An 18468-nucleotide genomic window follows, 5' to 3' on the forward strand; every position below is an offset into this window, starting at 1 on the left:
GGAGTTATTTGGCACTGAACCAGGTTTTTTCGGGTAGATGGCACAGGATGTAATACAATCAGCTGGGACATTAATCGCCGCCGCTTTAGAGACGGCAGGATATGTCTCGCAGTCGGAGGTCTTGCATGACTTCCAAGCGCTATTCGATGATTGGGCAGCGTTACTCTATATGGTTGCTGCTCTTGGCGCGATTGTTTCAGTTGCTATCTACGGAAGCTATCGAGCTGCGCGTTACTTCGTTTTCGGTCCCGCCCTTTTCCAATTATTTGTTTATTCCGTAACTCCCGCTGAAAATGTGCAATGGGCAATGGGGTCAACCCCAGTTGCTCAAGAAGCAGTGCAGGGGGCATTATCTGGAGATCTTGCGACTTATAACGTTACGAGTGACACCAAGGTTTCTTGGGTATTTGATCAATACACAAGGTTTGTCAGTAGTGTAGTCAATAAAATTACCTCGACAATTGTTGGAGCAAGCGAGCAGACAAATGCCGAAGGCAAGAATGAGCTTTTATTTCTTACACGCGGTGTAGTTTTGGATCAAATGTTCGCGAGCGACTTAGTCGATGGTAACTTAGTTGCAGTAGTTCGTAGCTCATTGAATCGAGAGTGCGGAGAGCTTTCAGCCGCATATCTTGGAGTTGCTGATCCGAAGCTGCAATATGATTACTTCGAGCATCTTACAAAGAAAGCGAGTGAAATTAGAACTGAAATTGCAGCTGATGCTCCTCCGGAATCAAAGGAAGTTGCGATTGCTCAAGCGGTTGAGCTTGAAAAGGCCGTGGAGCAAGGAAAGGCAACGCGGGAGCAATACGAGGAGATTATCTGTCGCGCTGAAGAGTATAATGTAAGTCTTAAGGGTGACCCGACTTTAAGGGAGTATTTAGTTAAAGATTTAGGCACGACAGATCTTGCGGGGTTTAAGGATCGATATGGACTGCAGCTGAATCCTTTAACTTACAAAGAAGTTGAAGCCCCTGATTTTACAATGACCTGTGGAGAATTATGGTCGTATATAGCAGCTGGAGTAAAGAAAAACGCAAAATATAGGATCGAAGAAGTGCTTGCCGAGTACACTGGCCGACCTGGCCAACCGAAGCAAAGAGTTCTGTGCAATGAAATTCGACAAGTCTTTGGAATGTCTCCGCTGCCTTCTGAGCAAACGCCACGGGGTCAGCGAACACGTTTACGCTGTGGAAAAGAAGTTCTTGTGCAGGGTGACGTGACCGATCCCGGCGGAAATTCTGTTATCGAAGAATGTAATTTAGAAAACGTTTTAGGTGCGATGTTGATTAAGCGCGCAATCGGACAACGTGCACCGTCGCGGTGGCTTCAAGATTTCGGATCAAGAGTGCAATTAGATGCTAAGCTTTCAGCAGCGCAAGTTAAGTCTGAACTTGAATCTGCACAGCAAGCAGGAACTCAAATGCCAGAAGTGCTTGAGGTCGAATTCAAAAAAATTGCTTCTGTAGATGCTTTTAATAACGCTTTCGGTGAGCAGCAGACATATACCTCCTATGGATTAAGACAAGCGATTTTCTCTGCAGCTTTAACCTTTCCATATTTTCAGGGAGTAATTTTATATCTACTCTGTATTGTTTTCCCTTTTATGGCAGTGGTTCTTGTTATGCCCGGCAAGGCAGAGTCGATTTTCACTTGGTTCTTGCTCTGGTTCTGGGTCAAATCTTGGGATATTGGTTTTGCGGTTGCGATGGTTCTGGAGAAAGTGCTTTGGAACTTAATGCCACACTATGATGTTCTCGAAAAAACATCTCTCACTGCAATTCCTCCGGAAGACATTTTAACACACGCATTATCGGGGGATCCGATATATCATATCAATACCTATTATGCGTTGATGGCGATGTCGATCATGTCGACACCAGTCTTAATGGGCTTTGGCATTTTAAAAGGTCGTGCCGCGATTCTTTCAAGTTTTACTCATGCAGTAAGTCAAACTGCTGATGAGTCAAAAGAGTTAGGAGAAGGTCGCTATGCTGTAAAGGTCATGAACATGAACCATGCGGCAATGACAGCATTTAAAAACGCCGCGGGCTTAAGTGCGCGCAGCCGGGACCTTGCTTATTCGGATCTTGCCCCATGGGGGGAAAGCGGTAGAGGAAAAACTAATGAAAGTAGCGATGGCGGTGCTGTCACAGATCATGCACGCCAGAGTGGAATGATTCGTGGCGTTAGCTCTGGTGCTGGAGAGGTGATGAGTAGTATTCCAGGCCTTGCAGGCAAGGCTGGTAATTTTTCAAAAGGTTCTAAGGCTTCAAAGTTAGATAAGAAAAATGCCAAGCTAGATTCAATTGACTCAGGGCTGGGAATTGCCCAAACGGGCATTGATAAATATCTCAGTAACTATAAAAGACTCTATGGCGCTGGCATGAGTCGTGAGTTTCAAGAACAGCATTGGAAAGTGCGACTTTCACATTCAGTTTTTACAATGATTGCGCAATATAACTCGATTGATGGCGGCGGTGGCTTTGAGCTTGAGCTTTATGAGGTCAAAGCGCTTTGGTCTAGTCTCTCAAGCGCGTACAAAGAAGATACAGAAACTTTTGTTGGAGCTGCAGAAGATTTGGGTGGCGGTGCTGTAAAGGGTTTGAGTGGCGGTTTCGATAAGTTAATTGGGGGCAATCAAAAAGCCGGAAATTTTGGCCCTGTTACGGGTGGGGCGATCAAGGGTTTTGTGCGTAGTGATCTTGCAACGTCACTATATCTCTGGTCGCAAAACGACGAGGGCAATGAATTATCACCAGTGCCAATGCAAATTGATGTCTGGGAAAAGGAGCGTAAATAGCTTATGGCTGACTACGTATCCGCCGGAACAGAAATGGCAGCAATGCTACAGACTGCAGGTTACTTCGCGCAATCTGAAATTCTTGCCCACTTAGGCTGGATGTTTGATCAAATTGGCGTAGTGATTCTACTAGGCTGCGCAATTTTTGCCATAGTCTCTTTTGTTGTTTACGGGCGTGCCGATGCGACAAAATGGTTCTTATTGGGACCACCGCTATTTATTTGGATCCTCAGTTCTCGTATCGAAGCGCATGGAACTAAATGGCAGTTTGGTACCTTCGACCGCGGTACTCCTAATGCAGCAGAAGTCTTTCCTTCGATGGAAGGTAAACAGATTAAAGTCTCCTGGGCCTTCCATCAGTGGGATTTATTTGTCTCTGAGCTTTCACGCCAACTGATCGACATGTTGACCAAGAGTAGCGAAAAGCCAGATTTGCTTTTTAATGTACGTCAGCAAGTTATGGATAAAGTGATGTCATCGCGTGTTGCCGATCCGGGATTACTTGAATTAATCCATCTAAGCATGCGCGGACAGTGCGCTGAGAATACGAATTTAATTCAACGCATGGTCGATATCGAAACGCAAGATTTGTACAGGAAATATAAAAACCCAACCGACCGTGGCGGATTAAGTCCAGAGGAAGTAAGAGCGGCTGAGGCTTTAGAGCGCGATTGGAATGCGACCAAGTATCAGCTCGATCTTAAAAGCGGTTCGCGTGAAAATAAACTTAGCGAATCGGCGCGAAACTATGTCCGTGGGAACTTAACAATTATTGAGAAGACAGGAACTGCAAGTGCCAGTGCTCCAACGGATGTCTCCTATGATGAGTGCATTGGTATAACTGGAACAGAATTAGCGAAAATGAATTTGGATCTTGCCTGTTCAAACGGAGCTGCTTGCACTGAGGAGCCGAGTGAGTTTTACGATAATGTTTCCTGCGCTCATATCTGGAATTGGGTTTATCTCGGTGCTAAGCAAGAAGCTTGTGGTGCGATTACCGAAGCGATTGACGGGAGTTTGACCACTAACGCTCAGCAGCCAGAATTGCGTGTAGAAGTAGCTAAAGAACTTTTGAGTAAGTTGACTAACGGTTCTGGAGGCGAGGCCCCCTCAGCCTATTTGCCACAGATTGTTGCCGGTTATTTTATTCGGAATGAGCTGACTCGTGACCCAAGTCGCAACTGGGCAAGCACCTTGCACCAACACCTCAGTATTGACGGCATTGAATACGATTATAAAATCAAAACCGAGTACGAAAATAATGTGCCGGGGGACTTCAGTAAAAATGAGGATATCTATAAAGGTTCGCGACTTTTACGTGAAGCACTAGATTCTTATACGCATCGCTTTACACTTTACAGCACGGCTATGGCGATGCCCTACTTTCAAGGTGTATTGCTTTATATACTCGCACTACTATTTCCGTTCTTCTGTATTTTTATTCTTGTTCCAGGTTTTGCCGGGGCATTCTTTATTTGGCCTGCGCTTTGGATGTGGGTGAAATTCTGGGATGTCGGGTTTGCAATGGTTAAGGTCCTCGATGAATTTCTCTGGGAAATTATGCCACACGCAAATTACGATTGGCGCTCTGCGATGGAAGGCACCGGAGAGATTACGCGAGCACCGGTTGATGCCTTGCGTGTAGCTTTTGGTTATGATCCGGGTTACAGCCTCTCAAATTACTACCACATTCTTTCTGTTGCGCTTGTGAGTATCCCTGTAGTTTTTGGACAGGCGATTCTTGGCGGCAAAGCCGCACTAGTGTCTCCATTTTTAAATGGCGCTAAGGCGCTTGGGCAGAAGCGTGGCGCAGATGCAGACATGATGTACGGTTCATATCAGGCAGGTGTTATCGATAAACTGCGTGAAAAATACGCGGTAAAAACAGTTAAAAACCGCCTTCGTAAAGGCCAAGTCGCTCGAACAGGGCGTAGGGAACTCCTTGGAATTAAAGAACAAATTGATGCCACCGAAGCAAGTCAGTCGCAAAACCTGATTAATGGTGGGGTAGGGATGGTGCTAGGCGGAGTAGCTACAGTCGCTGGAGTTATCTGCTGTTTTACTGGAGTGGGTGCTGTGGTTGGAGCACCGTTAATCGGTGCAGGAGTAGGTGCGATGGCTAGTTCAGGAATGTCTACAGCAGGGGCAATGATTGATAAGCGTCGTTTAGCAAATCAAGGGCGAGCTGGTTACACGAAATTAAATGCAAGAATGTTATACCAAGATTTACAGAAAGACCGCAGTTATCAGGCCTTTGATATGTATCGTGCAGCAGTTACTGACCGTATTGAGTTTTGGAACTTGCCGGATGTTGACAGTCAATCAATAGCTAAGTTGGCAACTTTTGCGACAGAGATGCAAGCAAAAACTGGCAGCATCGATACACATCAGATCGGGAAAATGCTGGGAGATACTGCTGAGCTAGCTGAAATTGGATCATGGTTTTCTGGCAAGGGTGGTGGACCTAAACCAGGTGGAGTTGGGACACCGTAACTTTTAGACTGAGTGCCAAAATAGCTGTTAATTAGGCTGTAGTTGAGGCACTCAGTCTAATCGTCCAGTAAACTGATTTTACTGGACAAAATAAATAAATACCCGTTGACGAAAGTTTCGTTAATCGAAAAAACTTTTGGCAACGGGTTTAGGTAAAGATTTTTAAAAATAATATGCCACCAGAAACGGATGGAGTTGCAATTGGTGCTGTAGGGCACTTAATCGCTGCAGTGATGCAGACAGCTGGCATGTATGGCCAGTCTGAGATTCTTGCGACTATGCAGTTCTGGTTTCAACAAATGGGAGCGCTGATTTTTATTGCTTTCGCAGCAATGGCTCTCGGCCAACTTGTCATTTTTGGATCCTATCGCGGCGCGCTTTGGTTTGTGATCGCGCCTGTTCTCTTTCAATATGTAATTTTCTCTAAGCAAAATGTTGAGCTTACCAATTGGAAGTTTGGTAACCGTTACGGTGAGAATGCCGGGCTAAATAGTGGAGAAGAGGAGTCAAAGGCTGCGATTGAGGAAAAGCTCAAGGAACTTAAGGTAGAGCTTCCAGAAAATGGAACAGCCTACTTATCGAATATATTTGTTGAATTTGACAAAGCAGTTTCTGCTATCGTGCAAAACACAGTAGCATTTCTAGTCGACCAAGATCGCCAAAGCGACCTTAAGTTTGTTGCCCGCATGAAATTATTCGAATCGCTCTTTCAAGAGCGACCCAATAGCGCAGGCTTGCATGAACTGATTATGACGGGTCTTGTCGGTGAGTGCGGGCAAGCGACAAATAATATGCAATCGCTCTCAAGTATTAAAATTCTAGAAGAGAAAGCCCGTGCTAAGGGTTCGAGTTTAGATCCGAAAATTTTAGAACAGAAAAGCAAACTCGAAGAAGAACAAGCTCGCATATTTAGTGACCGCAAAGTGCAGTTTTCACGACCAGTTTGTCAATACTTGCAAGACTTACAAGGTTGCTTCATTGGCAGCAATTTTCAGGAATTAAATTGCACACGTCCGGACTTGTACGGCTGCTATGAGCCACTATCCTACCTGCGCCCGAGTGAACGCGGGAGTCAAGACTCGGCATCATGTAGCGACGTTTGGAAATATGTTTTCTTAGGTACATACCAGGAAGCAAAATATAAATTTGAAAAACTTGCTAAGGAAAACACCAAGCTTGGGTTGAAATGGGAAGACTTAGCAAAAGAAGTCTTGGAGAAAATTCCAGCCACTGGGGAGATTGATAATCCTGAAGTTTCTTCAGCAGCGTTTCAAGTGATTGCCGGACATTTACTACAGAACCATGTGCTGAGAACTCCTCACGGCGCATTAACTAGTGGCCTTTATGGTCGTCTGACTGAACACTCGCAGATGACTAGTGAGATATTTGAATGGGGACAAGATGCTGAATCAATCGGGGATCAAGCATACTTATTAACGCTCAGTGGAATGCTACCTTATATTCAAGGTGTGGCCTTGTTTCTACTGTCGATTACTTTCCCATTCTTTGCGTTGTTCTTATTAATGCCAGGAAGAGTGAATACATTTTTCATGTGGCCTGCAATGTGGATTTGGGTCAAGTCTTGGGATATTGGCTATGCACTTGTGCACATGATCGAGCAGCTGCTTTGGGAATTCATGCCGCATGTTGTACGTAGTGAACTTAGTGCTTACACAGCAGACTGGACGAATCCGAATTCAATTTGGACCACAATCTTTAGCAATGACCCAGTTTATTCGCCGAATTTATATTACTCCGTTTTAGGCGTATCGACTTTAGCAATTCCGGTGATCACGGCCCACCTGACCATGGCCAGTACTGACTTACTTGATGTATTTAACTCACGCCTGTCTTCATATGGCTCTCGTGTTCAAGCGCGTCAAAAGAACGTCGAGCGTAACCGCTTAGGAGGAACTCGAGATAATGAGTGGAAAATGGCTACTGGTGAAGCATGGGATAATGCACGTGTCGCCTTAATGAAAAGTGAAGCTGGTAAAGCTAAGAAAAAACAAGGCGATGGTCTTTATGCCCGCTACGTCGATGCTAAAGCAAATCTTGCGCGTTTTGAGCGCAGTCACGATGATGACATTATTTGGCAAAAATCTTCAGCCAATATGCTGCGGGGTGCTCGTAAGATGAACTACAGCGCTAAATACACACAACAAGCAATCGATTCAGAAGCAGAATTGTATATCCAGGAAAAGGGATACGAGAGTGGCTTCTATGGATCAGAGAATTACGATACTACAGCGACGAATGCAGATGCTTCAGTTTCGTCGGGTGGTGATAATGATGGTTCTGGAGAATAGGCATGCCGGATCCAGTCAATAGCATCGAATCAGGATCTTTAGGAACAGCAGGTTCTCTGATTGCTGCCGCCTTGGAAACTGGCGGGCATTATCTCCAATCCGGAATAATTGATACTTTCTCGCAGGGACTTTCCAATGAAATTGGCGCCGTGCTCTATATCGCTGCAGCAATTGGCGCAATTATGACTGTTGCCCTTGGCGGCAGATATCTGCACGCAATGTGGTTTATCGCTGGGCCAATTCTTTTTCAAGCAGTTGTTTTTTCGCGCACCCCTTCAATTGGCCCATCCTTTTCGATGGGGCAGCGGCCAATTACCATGGACGAGAAAAAAGCTGCGTTGAATGAAGCGATTGATAGCCCCTCGTTGGAACTGCTCAAGCAAGCGAAAGTTTCAGTGTTTTTTAGCACCTGGGTGCAAATTGTAGATAGTGTCAACCAGGGCTTGATTAAGGTTATTTTTCAAATCAAGGATCAAGATCAATTACAATTCTTATTACAAAGCCAAATTTATGCAGCGATGCTCAATTCCCGCATTGAAGATCCTGCACTTCAAACATTAACAAAGCTTGTCTTGCTCAAAGAATGTGCTCCCTATGTATCGGCCGCAAGAAGTGCTTATGACGATAACTTAACTACTAAAAATCAACTCGAAGCTCAGGGTTTAATGCGGGATTATGGGGCCTTCCCTGTGTCTTTAGATACGCACCCGTATTTAAGGCAGTTTATGGATTCACCTTTTGCAAAAAGCATGTTCGAGAATCCTAACGCTGAGTGTAAGGACCCACACATCGCAGGTAAAACAAATATAGCCTGCGCTGATATTTGGAATTTGGCATTTTGCTCACTGAAGCAAGAAGCGCGCAGAATGGTGCTAGATACGATGAGCTCAGTGCCGCAAGAAGTGACAGATGCATCTGTAATGCAAGCGATTTTAAAAAAGCTAAACCCTGACACTGCGGCGCACACTCCTGCTGAGCAATTTAACATTGTCTATAATGCAGTTGCTGCACGGATGATGAATAAAGCATTGAAGGAATTGAATCCAGGCTCGCAGTATTTGCTTGCCGACCGGGATTTTAAGCTGGCCAATGATCAAGTTTTTTCGGTCAATAAAATTGTTTCCAAAATTAACGTTCCAGAACGCTATAAAGGTGTCGGTGATTTTCTTGAGGCGATGTTAGCTCTGCCCTATGTGCAAGGCATGCTTCTATTTTATTTGTCACTTGCCTTTCCATTTTTTGCTTTAGCTTTGATCATTCCTGGTAGATATGAACTTTTCTTGGCTTGGATGGCTTTGTGGGCATGGGTTAAATCTTGGGATGTTGGCATGGCAGCAGTCATGCTCTTAGAGAAAATTCTCTGGTCAACCTTGCCCGGCACTCACGCAATTGATGATCGTTTTGCCGAAGATCCGGGGCTAGTCTTTAAGCAGGTGCTAGGGTCAGATCCACTTTACTCGATGAATACGCATTATCTAATTATTGCTGGAGCGATGGCCGCAGTGCCAGTGTTGACGGGATTTATCGTTAAACGCGGAGCCGGTGAAATTATTGATGCTGTTGGCAATAGTATGGGTAAGTTTGCTGGCCGCATCGGTAACGCAATGCGCGACTACGAATCTTCGATTCACGCCCAGAACGAAGTTGCCTTGATGGCTAAGAAAAAAGAAGATGCCGTGATGGCAGCCCGTGGCGGAGCATTTGCCCGCGCCTCAGACGCTTACGAGAAAAGAATGGTCCTTAGTAGCGCAAGCCAAGCCTCGAAAGGTGGTATTGTTAATAATGTCTTGATTAATCCTAAGTCAGTGCTGCAGGGACAATCTACTAAGAGCGCCAATATTGCCGGTTCAATTATGGACTTTGAAATGGCGAATAACGTCTATAAGGCAAGTATCTCTAAAGATGTCTTAAAGCATGCTTGGAGTGCGGTCTCTTACGGTTGGTATAACCACGATTTCCAAGACGAGCCGGTCTGGGATTACAAACGTAAATTCGAATTGGCGAAACTAGGTCAATTTGAGCGTAAGGGATATTCTGAACCTTTTAAGTGGTTTACCGATGTGGCTTATCAAGGGAAAGAAGTGCGAGGCGTAGGAGATATTTATGCACAAATTCCGCGAGAACTCACTGTGATGGCTGGGTTGTTCAGTAGTGGGAGTCCCGCGAGTTTCGTATTGCAGCCATTGTATACCCACCAAATTACTTCGACGATTGCGCACGAACAGCGCCCAGACCTACGCCGCGATGGTATGGACTTGGCTAACGTTGTCCAACGCAGCACTTACTCAGGGACTCGTATTGATGGAGGGGATATCATGCTCGGTCGATCTGAAAATCGCATGACTAAGTATCAAGATCGCGCTGAAAACGATCAGTATATCGCCTATCAGAGAAAATACTTAGGCACTGGTGGGGGAATTGAGGGAAGGTAAGTATGGCAGACCCTGTCTCAGTTGGCTCATCAGCATTAATGGTTGCTTCAGCTCTGGAGACTGCTGGTTATTATTACCAGTCCTATGTGCTTGATTCATTCAGCTCTACAATCATGGGGCCACTTGGTGCGATTGCCTTTATTGTTGCAGGGATACTAGCAATTACTCAGTATGTTGTTGCCGGTGAATATAAGGCTTTTCTTTGGTTTGTAGTTGGTCCGGGGTTATTAGCAGCTGTTATTTTGACGCGCGAACCTACGACAGGCTCAAATTGGATTTTTGGCGATGAAGCTCGCGATCAAGCCGAAAAAAATGAAGTGATCCAATCAATCACAACAATCGATAATACAAATACCCCAAAAGTTTCTTCTTTCTTTGCTTGGTACAATAATTTAACGAGCGAACTTGTGCGCTCAATTGTTACAAAACTAGTAGAGCAGCGTCAAAAAGCGGATATGACCTTTGTCGCGCGCACGCAGTTGCTACAAACTGCCGTGACTCAATCGATTTCAGATCCGCGCTTGAGTTCCATGATTCACGCAGGTCTTTGGGGACATTGTGGTGAGCTTGCTAAGGCCGCAAGGCAAACTCATCTTGCCAGCCTTGGTGATCGTGGCGCTGATCCAAAGGGTGAGTATCAACGCTTTTATAGTCAAAATAAAGATCAAGAAATTGTTCCCTATAGTCAATACACAATTGATTATTTGGTTTCGCGTGCTGATCCTGCGAATCGTGCAAATGTGGCAAAAGAAGCGCAACGATCGTACTCCTGCCAAGAAATTTGGGATTTAGTTTACGAAGATCTCCTAGATCAATCAGCTCAAATCCAGACTCGCTTAACTGAGCGAGCCAAGTCCTTAGGTATCCCTGAGGAGAAATTTGAGGCAGATCTAACAAAAGCTCTAGGCGGCATGACTGCTGACGATCCAAATCGTGGGCATGAACTGCATCAAGTATTAGCTAAGCATTTATTGAAAATTGAGTCGCACAAGGGATCAAGCGCACGCTATCCTCAAATGCTTGCGCGACAAGGTGGCGAAGCGGGCTCTGTTGCTAAGGTAGAACGCATGAAATGGTCGGGCCGCGAGCAAGAGCATAAAAGTAGGCTGGTCACAACTGCGATGACGCTACCATACTATCAAGGGCTAATGCTTTACTTCTTGGCCTATACTTTTCCATTCTTTGCGATCCTTTTAGTGATCCCTGGTAAGTATACGGGCGCGTTAATGTGGTGCGTGCTCTGGTTGTGGGTGAAGAGCTGGGATATTGGCTATGCTGTTGTAATGATGCTTGATGATATTCTGTTTGGAATGTTTGCAGCTAATCAAGATCCTACGGCATCGCAATTTTCCAATGATTTGGGCACCGTGATGGCCAGTCTTTCGGCATACGACCCGACGATGAATTTATCGACTTATTATTATATTGTGGGCGTTTGCTTTTCTACTATTCCGGTGATCATGGGCTATATGGTGATGGGTGCGGCGAAAGGCGGAGCCCAGCTGATTGAAAACGGCGCAAAAACATATGCGACTTCAATCGGAACTGGTGCTGGGTTATCGCAAAACCAAGGCCAGAACTTACAACTTCGCGCAGGAGAATTTAGAGCAGCAACGAATAATATTTTTAACCGCTTAAGAAATGACAATGCGAAAACTCGTAATGACATGTCAGATATGGAATATCAGTCGCGCAAGGGTGGACTGCCAATAATGCCCAATAACCGCGTTGATTCTATTAGTGGGCGCAGCATTCAGCAGTTGAAAGATGATTTTGTGTATTGGAGTGCTTGGGAGGGAGCGTTTGAAGGGTATAAAGGAAGCGGCCTTGTGCGTAAATTCGCAGGAGATTTAGGCATTGCTGGAAATATCGAGACTCCTGGGAAGGACGCGCAAAATGTGGATGTTGACAACGCATTAACTCCAATTACTTTTGCAACCCGCCGCTTAGCAGGAACAGCCTTACCAAAAGTAGCATTTGAGAAAGAATCTGCTTACAAGCATATGCAAGCTCGAGTTGGGCAAGTTATTGCCGAAGAAATGTTTGACTATTCACTTTCTTTTGCAGGCATGGCTCATGCGCAAGACAGACGCGTTTATCGAGGCTTTGAATTGCCATCGGCATATGACGATCCGGGCGAAAGTATTTACGCCGCTAGAATGGTTAAAGACCAACGGTTAATTGAGAGCGCTAAGGCAATTAGTAACACGGGATTCAATCTTACTCGCGGTGGCGTGCAGTTTATCGAGAACTACGGTAAAGGCAAAAAAATGCGAGGTAGCGTAGATAAGGCGGGTAAAAAAGGTGGGGGCTTCGGAGGTAAAACTAATGGCACCCCTCTCATCGGTGGACAGCTTGAGCCAATTTTTATTACATTAGGCGTAGCTGATCAGCTAGAAATGGGAGATTTCGGCTACACTCCAAACCAACACATGGACATCGCACTGGATCAACAAACTTTCCATGACAATGCAATTGGCAGTGGTCCAGGAGGACGTGCTCCGGAAATGCCTGGTTATGCAGGAGTTGTTGAGAAAGTGGTCGGATCAAACCTACAAGATTGGAACCAGCGTTCTTATGGGACAATGGATTTAAGTGAAGCTTCAATCGCGGAGCGTAAGCACGTAACTGCACGCTTAGAGCAGGCAATCGACGATGCTCGGCTTGGTAACCGCGAGGCTGATATAGCTAGAAACTTGTTAGCAGATCGCTACACTTCGATGGCGGATTTGAAACAATCCTTAGATCGCCTACTTGAGGAAAATCAAAAACTCGCTAAGACGGAAAAATCCGGCAATTAAATACTGCCGCGTTTGCGGGAGAGCCAGCCATCTTCAAGTAATTCTCGTGGCGAAAAGTTACTGGCCTCTGAGCAGTGTAAGACCGGAACACAAACACATTCTCTCAGATTATATTGCTGATTTTGGTGATAAAGTATTGCCGCAACTCCAGCATCGCGGATCGCTTGGTTGAATCTAACTTGAATTTTCCCTTGAGGTGGCAGGAAGCTATTGTTCGCATATAATTTATGCTCACGAAGTGTATTTAAAGTGTGTTCAATCTCTTTGGGTAAATCATCGGTGCCAAGCTCAACTAAAGGGCGAAAAGTATGAGTGCTCAGGCCAATCGTAACATGATTGTTGGAGAGTTCGGTTAAATGCTGCCAAGACATAAACGTGACATCACTCTTTAGCTCGGCGTAGTTGCGGGCAAGCTCTCCGTAGAGCCCTAAGATTATAAAGCGATTTTCTGGAGAACTTTGAGCAAGTGCTTCGGTGAGTTCATCTAAGGCGAGATAAAAATCGTTGTCGGATTCTTTTTCTAAAAGACGAAACAGCAAATCGCGCGTCGGATCTACTTTGTCTTTGGTTAGGCCTTGCTCACTTAAGTCTCTGAGTATTTTTTTACGAGATCTGAAGCAGGTGAGTAGGGCCAGAGCAAGCTTGTCTTGCCAGAGCATTTCCGCGGTCCCAAGGTATGCCGTAGCCGGAAAGATTGTGACCGGAAGTTTGAGTTCTTGAATAATTGGCAGTGCAATGAAGTAATGTTCCAGATATGCGCCTTCTAAGATTAGACTTACCGTGAGGGGATTGATCTTGTGATTGTGACTTCGTGCTTCGATTAGATCTTCTAAAGGCATTACGGTCATATGCCTAGCAACCCAGCGCAATAAGTTTTCAAAATGTTCCGGTGTGATATAGCGGTTGCTAGCAATCGGATAGGGAAGCTTCTCTGGATCAATAATTCTTTCAAATGCAAGTAGGCGATGATTTAATCCCCTGAGGCTTGCAATTTTTTTTAAAATCCCTGAATGAAAGCTAATTGTTTTAGCTGCTAGAAGAAAGAGATCGGCCCAAGGAGAACTCATATTTAACTCATTTTGCTAGGGAAATTATGCAGGGCTTTCTTGAGTTGTTCTGGTAAAGGGCAAATCTCAAATTCATGAGTTGGGCTTGTTTTTACAAAAACGTGCTTGGTGCGCCCATGGTGTAATAAATCTGTAATTGCAGATTTGCGTGAAGAGAAAATATTATAATTTGCTTGAAAGCTCGCTTTGCCGATTTCAGAAAAATATAATTCAACTACTAATTCGTTACCGTAGCGAATTGGTTTTTTATACTGTAGCTCTGCGTCAATGACCGCCAAGTGATAATTTTCTTTTACTAAGTCCGAGTAGGGCAGGGCGATTGAGCGCAAAAAATCTTCGCGCGCACGTTCGTAGATTACAAAATAATTTGCGTGGTAAAGCACTCCGCCTAAATCAAAAAGACCAAGCTGAAGATTGTCGATCGTTGTGATGAAGGGCTGGTTCAATTGATCTAATCTCAGCCACTAGGCGATTAATATTTGTGCTTAAATATCTTTTTGCGCAGTTTGAATTAAACGCAATGATAAATTGTGATCTGTTTGCGGAATTTCTCCGCTACTGTATTTCTCTACTAACTGCTCACGCGTTAATTCTAAATCACTAGAGCGCGTATTATCTCTAGTTGTTAAGACAGCAGAAAGTGCAATTACAAGCAGTGCTGATCCTAAAACTATTGAGAGATGATTTTTCATAAGTGCCTGATTGGATTCACTAAAAAAGCGCCACTAATACGCTGGACTTTAATCGAGTTTAACTGAGTAGACAAGATTAGAATTCTAATCTTAACGTAATTTTTCGGAAAAAATTTAGTCTGATCGCTCGGGATGAATGAAAATCCAAAAAATAAAAAAGCCTGTCAAAAATCCTCCGATGTGGCCCCACCATGCAACATTCTCCTGGCCGGCAGCAGCACCAAGCTGGCTGCCAGCAAGAATCTGCGCAATAAACCAAACAGCGATATAGAAAAATGCTCGAATTTGAATGAAGTAGGGAATGATAATGATAGGGATCACAGTAATGATTTTTGCCCCGGGATACATAAACGCATACGCAGCTATCACCCCTGACACAGCCCCAGAAGCTCCAATCACAGGCATGGAGGAATTCTTAAATACCACTGCATGCACAATCCCTGAACCTAAGCCGCAGAGAATATAGAAGAAAATAAAGCGCCCAACCCCCATGCGGTCTTCGACATTGTCGCCGAATAGGTGCAAGGTCCACAGATTAAGCGCTAGATGTAGCAAGCTCCCATGTAAGAAAAGACTCGTCAGTAAAGGGAGGAAGCGACTCTGCCAGCTTATTGCTTCAGCAGTCAGGAGTTCCCTCGGAACTAGCGCGTATAATTTAATCGCGTCTTCAATCGATCGCTTGTCTAATGTTGTTTCCCAGAAAAATACTAGTATATTTATAATAATTAATGTCCAAGTCGCCGCAGGGAAATTAGATGGACGCTTATTGTCTCGTAATGGGAACATGCCTATGCCTTATACGAAGAAAATATGTTTAAGCACATAAAAAATATACTGATTTTGATGATTGCGACGGTTTTGCTGGCCAGTATTTTTATTGGACCCGAGCTCGTTACCGAATATCTGCCGCGCTTAATCTTCAAACGAAATTTTGCAGAAATTATCCCAGGAGAATTTTATCGATCAGGGCAAATGTCACATCAACGGTTGGCCCGCACAATTACAAGCAATAAAATCAGAACAGTCCTGGATTTGCGTTATGGAGAAGACGACCCAGAAGCAGATGGCAAGCGTGAAAAAGATATTGTTGCGGAACTCGGCGGCAAATATCTCCATTTCCCACTGCGCGCATCCCGCCGTCCAGAGCAGAAAACGATTCAAGAACTCATTCAAATTTTAGACACGCTAGAAAGCCCGGTGCTTGTGCATTGTAGTGACGGAGCGCATCGCACCAGTGTCGTCAGTGCGATTTGGATGTTAACCCAGGCGCATGAAGATTTGAGTCTAGCACTCGAGCAAATGAGTCCGCGTTACGGTTTTGTCAAAGCGGAACGCCAGTTTGCTGAATTCTTAAATGGCTACCCGACCATCGATGATTTGATTTGGGATTATCAGCAAGAAACAAACGGTCAAATGCCCTTTCGTGAATGGGTCGCGAAGTAGGGGGGTGATGCTGCTTCGGCTTAGGCTTGCACTGCTCCTTATCCTTACTCTTAACCTGCTGTTTTCATAAATTTTCGCTTCATTTCCGCAACAAGCACACAGAAACGGAGGAATATAGATATGGAGGCAATTGCATCTATGTTCAGTCATCAAAAATTATATGTATATCAAAAGGCTATAACTTATTTTTCAAAAATTGCAGACATTCTTGTCCAAATTCCACCGGGGAACAAAGACATCGTAAGCCAGTTGAGGAGGGCAGCGATCTCAATAGCGCTTAATATTGCCGAAGGTGCAGGTAAGACAAGTTCTATGGATAAAAGACGTTTTTATTCGATAGCACGTGGCTCTGCTTTAGAATGTGCTGCGATATTTGATTTATTGGTTATCTTGAAGCTTTCAAGTGAGGAAGAATTGAGCGAATGTCGCGCACTTCTGAGCGAAATTGCGTCAATGTTTTCAGCTATGACACAGGTGAACAAAAAGGTCGAAGGCTAAGGGGAAGTTCAAGCCTAAGCCTAAGAGACAACCTTCGCACTGAGTCTACAACTCAACCTGCAAGCCAATTTCCAAAACTTGATTTGGTGGAATCTTGAAATACTGCGTTGCGGGCTGCGAATTACGCTGCAAGAAAGCAAATAATTTCTCGCGCCAAATTGCCATGCCCGGACGCGGGGTCGCAAGTAAAATTTCGCGCCCAAGAAAGAATGTCACTTCCTCAGTGCGCACTTCTAAATCGTGAGCGAGGCAGGCACTTAAGATATTCTCAATTGAGGGTTTTTGCATGAAGCCATAACGTGCCAGAATCCGATAAAAGCCGTGATCGAGTTGTTGAATCGAAACTCGTTCGTGAAATGGGATTACTGGAGTTTGTTCGAAAAGCACTGTAATAAAAAGAACGCGCTCGTGTAGCACTTTGTTATGACGCAGATTGTGCACTAATGCTGGCGGGATACCTGAAGTCGAGCCAGTCATGAAAATTGCCGTCCCGGAAACTCGCGAAATCTGACGTGTTGGAAGTTCGCTGAAAAATTTATCAAGCGGCACGGTCTGTTCACGCAGGCGTTCAGCAAGAATACCTCGACCGCGTTGCCAGGTTGTCATCATTGCAAAAATTACTATGCCTGTAACCAGCGGGAACCAGCCGCCATCTGCTATTTTTAAACAGTTGGCCCCGAGAAATAAGAGTTCAATTATGAGTATTGGTAAAATTACAACTATCGACTTGACCCATGACCATTTCCAGACTCCACGCGTCACGTAGAACATCATTGATGTTGTTAGCACCATCGTCAATGATACTGCTACGCCATACGCGCCAGCAAGTGCGCTTGACGTGCGAAAGGTTAATACTAGCCAGAGCGTGGTAACTAGTAGGGCAGTATTTATCGAAGGTACGTAAATCTGGCCGATTTGCTCTGCTGAAGTATGGGTGACGCGCACACGCGGAAAATATCCGAGTTGAATCGCTTGGCGAGTTAGTGAAAAAACTCCCGAGACGATTGCTTGAGAGGCAATCACAGTAGCTGCTGTTGCTAGCGCAACTAATGGAATTAGTCCCCAGGTTGGTGCAAGCATGTAAAACGGATTCTTAATTGATAAGGGATCGTGCAAGAGTAGTGCTCCCTGGCCAAGATAGTTTAAGAGCAGTCCAGGCAGGGCAAAGAAAAACCAGCCATACTTAATAGGAATCCGTCCAAAATGTCCCATGTCGGCGTAGAGCGCTTCGCCACCAGTGACCACTAGAAATACTGAACTGAGCAGAAAAAAAGCGTGAGCTGGATCATCAAGTGCTAGTTCAATGGCATAGCTTGGATTGAAAGATAAAAATACTGAAGGCTCTTTGAGAATCCCGTAAATACCTAAAAGTCCCAATACCGCGTACCAGAGGATAATGATTGGCCCAAAAACAGTCCCAATCCGTGCCGTGCCGAAACGTTGACTCATGAAAAAGAAAAGTAAAATTAGAATGGTAATGCCGATCACATATTTTTCGAATACTGGTGTAACAATTGCTAGGCCTTCAACTGCGCTGAGCACTGAGATTGCCGGAGTAATTACTCCATCACCAAAAAGTAAGGCAGTTCCAAAAAGTCCCATGACAATAATGCCCACAGTCAGAGTCGAATGGTCGCGCGGCTTGGCCAGGGCCATTAACGCCAAGATTCCGCCTTCACCTTGGTTATCGGCACGCATCACAAAAGTTACATATTTAATGCTGATCAAAATAATTAAAGACCAGATAATTAAGGAGAGTACCCCGAGTACATGGCTAGGTGTTAAACTTAATCCATGTGCTTCGGAGAAGCATTCCCGCATCGCATATAATGGACTGGTTCCGATATCTCCGAAAACAACTCCCAGCGCTCCGAGGGTTAGTTCCCATGTTGTAGTTTTAGATTTTTGATTATTATCTGACATCTATTCT

12 protein-coding genes are annotated in these 18468 nt (G+C 44.8%); 7 read left to right on the top strand and 5 right to left on the bottom strand.

Annotation, left to right across the window (positions count from 1 at the left end; genetic code table 11):
- The first annotated feature begins 37 nt into the window (after positions 1-37).
- From JNK13_05490 to JNK13_05510, 5 genes are all read left to right on the top strand, one after another.
- Complete coding sequence (locus tag JNK13_05490) at positions 38-2803, top strand: hypothetical protein (GenBank protein MBL7662188.1); 2766 nt, start codon at positions 38-40, stop codon at positions 2801-2803.
- 3 nt (positions 2804-2806) lie between these two features.
- Positions 2807-5296, top strand: a complete 2490-nt coding sequence (locus JNK13_05495) for a DUF4225 domain-containing protein (GenBank protein MBL7662189.1) — start codon at positions 2807-2809, stop codon at positions 5294-5296.
- A 173-nt stretch (positions 5297-5469) separates the two neighbouring features.
- Positions 5470-7605, top strand: a complete 2136-nt coding sequence (locus tag JNK13_05500; protein MBL7662190.1) for a hypothetical protein — start codon at positions 5470-5472, stop codon at positions 7603-7605.
- 2 nt (positions 7606-7607) lie between these two features.
- A complete protein-coding gene (locus tag JNK13_05505) occupies positions 7608-10037 on the top strand; it encodes a conjugal transfer protein TraG N-terminal domain-containing protein (GenBank protein MBL7662191.1) in 2430 nt (809 codons plus the stop codon).
- Positions 10038-10039: 2 nt separating this feature from the next.
- Positions 10040-12838 (top strand): conjugal transfer protein TraG N-terminal domain-containing protein, encoded by a 2799-nt coding sequence (locus JNK13_05510; protein MBL7662192.1) that lies wholly within the window; start codon positions 10040-10042, stop codon positions 12836-12838.
- Here JNK13_05510 and JNK13_05515 read toward each other — a convergent pair.
- From JNK13_05515 to JNK13_05530, 4 genes are all read right to left on the bottom strand, one after another.
- Entirely contained in the window at positions 12835-13905 is a 1071-nt protein-coding gene (locus JNK13_05515) for a polysaccharide deacetylase family protein (GenBank protein ID MBL7662193.1), read from the bottom strand. The two genes, JNK13_05510 and JNK13_05515, sit on opposite strands and share 4 nt — an antisense overlap.
- Positions 13906-13907: 2 nt before the next feature.
- Positions 13908-14351 carry an acyl-CoA thioesterase gene (locus JNK13_05520; GenBank protein ID MBL7662194.1) on the bottom strand — a complete coding sequence of 148 codons (444 nt, stop codon included), beginning with the start codon at positions 14349-14351 and terminating at the stop codon, positions 13908-13910.
- Between the two features lie 39 nt (positions 14352-14390).
- The gene (locus JNK13_05525; protein ID MBL7662195.1) at positions 14391-14597 is read right to left on the bottom strand and encodes a hypothetical protein; all 207 of its coding nucleotides are present in this window, start codon (positions 14595-14597) and stop codon (positions 14391-14393) included.
- Between the two features lie 114 nt (positions 14598-14711).
- A complete protein-coding gene (locus tag JNK13_05530) occupies positions 14712-15383 on the bottom strand; it encodes a rhomboid family intramembrane serine protease (GenBank protein MBL7662196.1) in 672 nt (223 codons plus the stop codon).
- Positions 15384-15407: 24 nt separating this feature from the next.
- Between JNK13_05530 and JNK13_05535 the strand changes: the two genes are divergently transcribed.
- Complete coding sequence (locus JNK13_05535; protein ID MBL7662197.1) at positions 15408-16040, top strand: tyrosine-protein phosphatase; 633 nt, start codon at positions 15408-15410, stop codon at positions 16038-16040.
- A 120-nt stretch (positions 16041-16160) separates the two neighbouring features.
- Entirely contained in the window at positions 16161-16538 is a 378-nt protein-coding gene (locus tag JNK13_05540) for a four helix bundle protein (protein ID MBL7662198.1), read from the top strand.
- A 45-nt stretch (positions 16539-16583) separates the two neighbouring features.
- Here the strand turns inward: JNK13_05540 and JNK13_05545 are convergent, their stop codons facing one another.
- Positions 16584-18461 carry a potassium transporter Kup gene (locus JNK13_05545; protein ID MBL7662199.1) on the bottom strand — a complete coding sequence of 626 codons (1878 nt, stop codon included), beginning with the start codon at positions 18459-18461 and terminating at the stop codon, positions 16584-16586.
- Positions 18462-18468 lie beyond the last annotated feature (7 nt).

This window comes from bacterium, from assembly GCA_016786595.1.
GTDB lineage: Bacteria > Bdellovibrionota_C > UBA2361 > SZUA-149 > JAEUWB01 > JAEUWB01.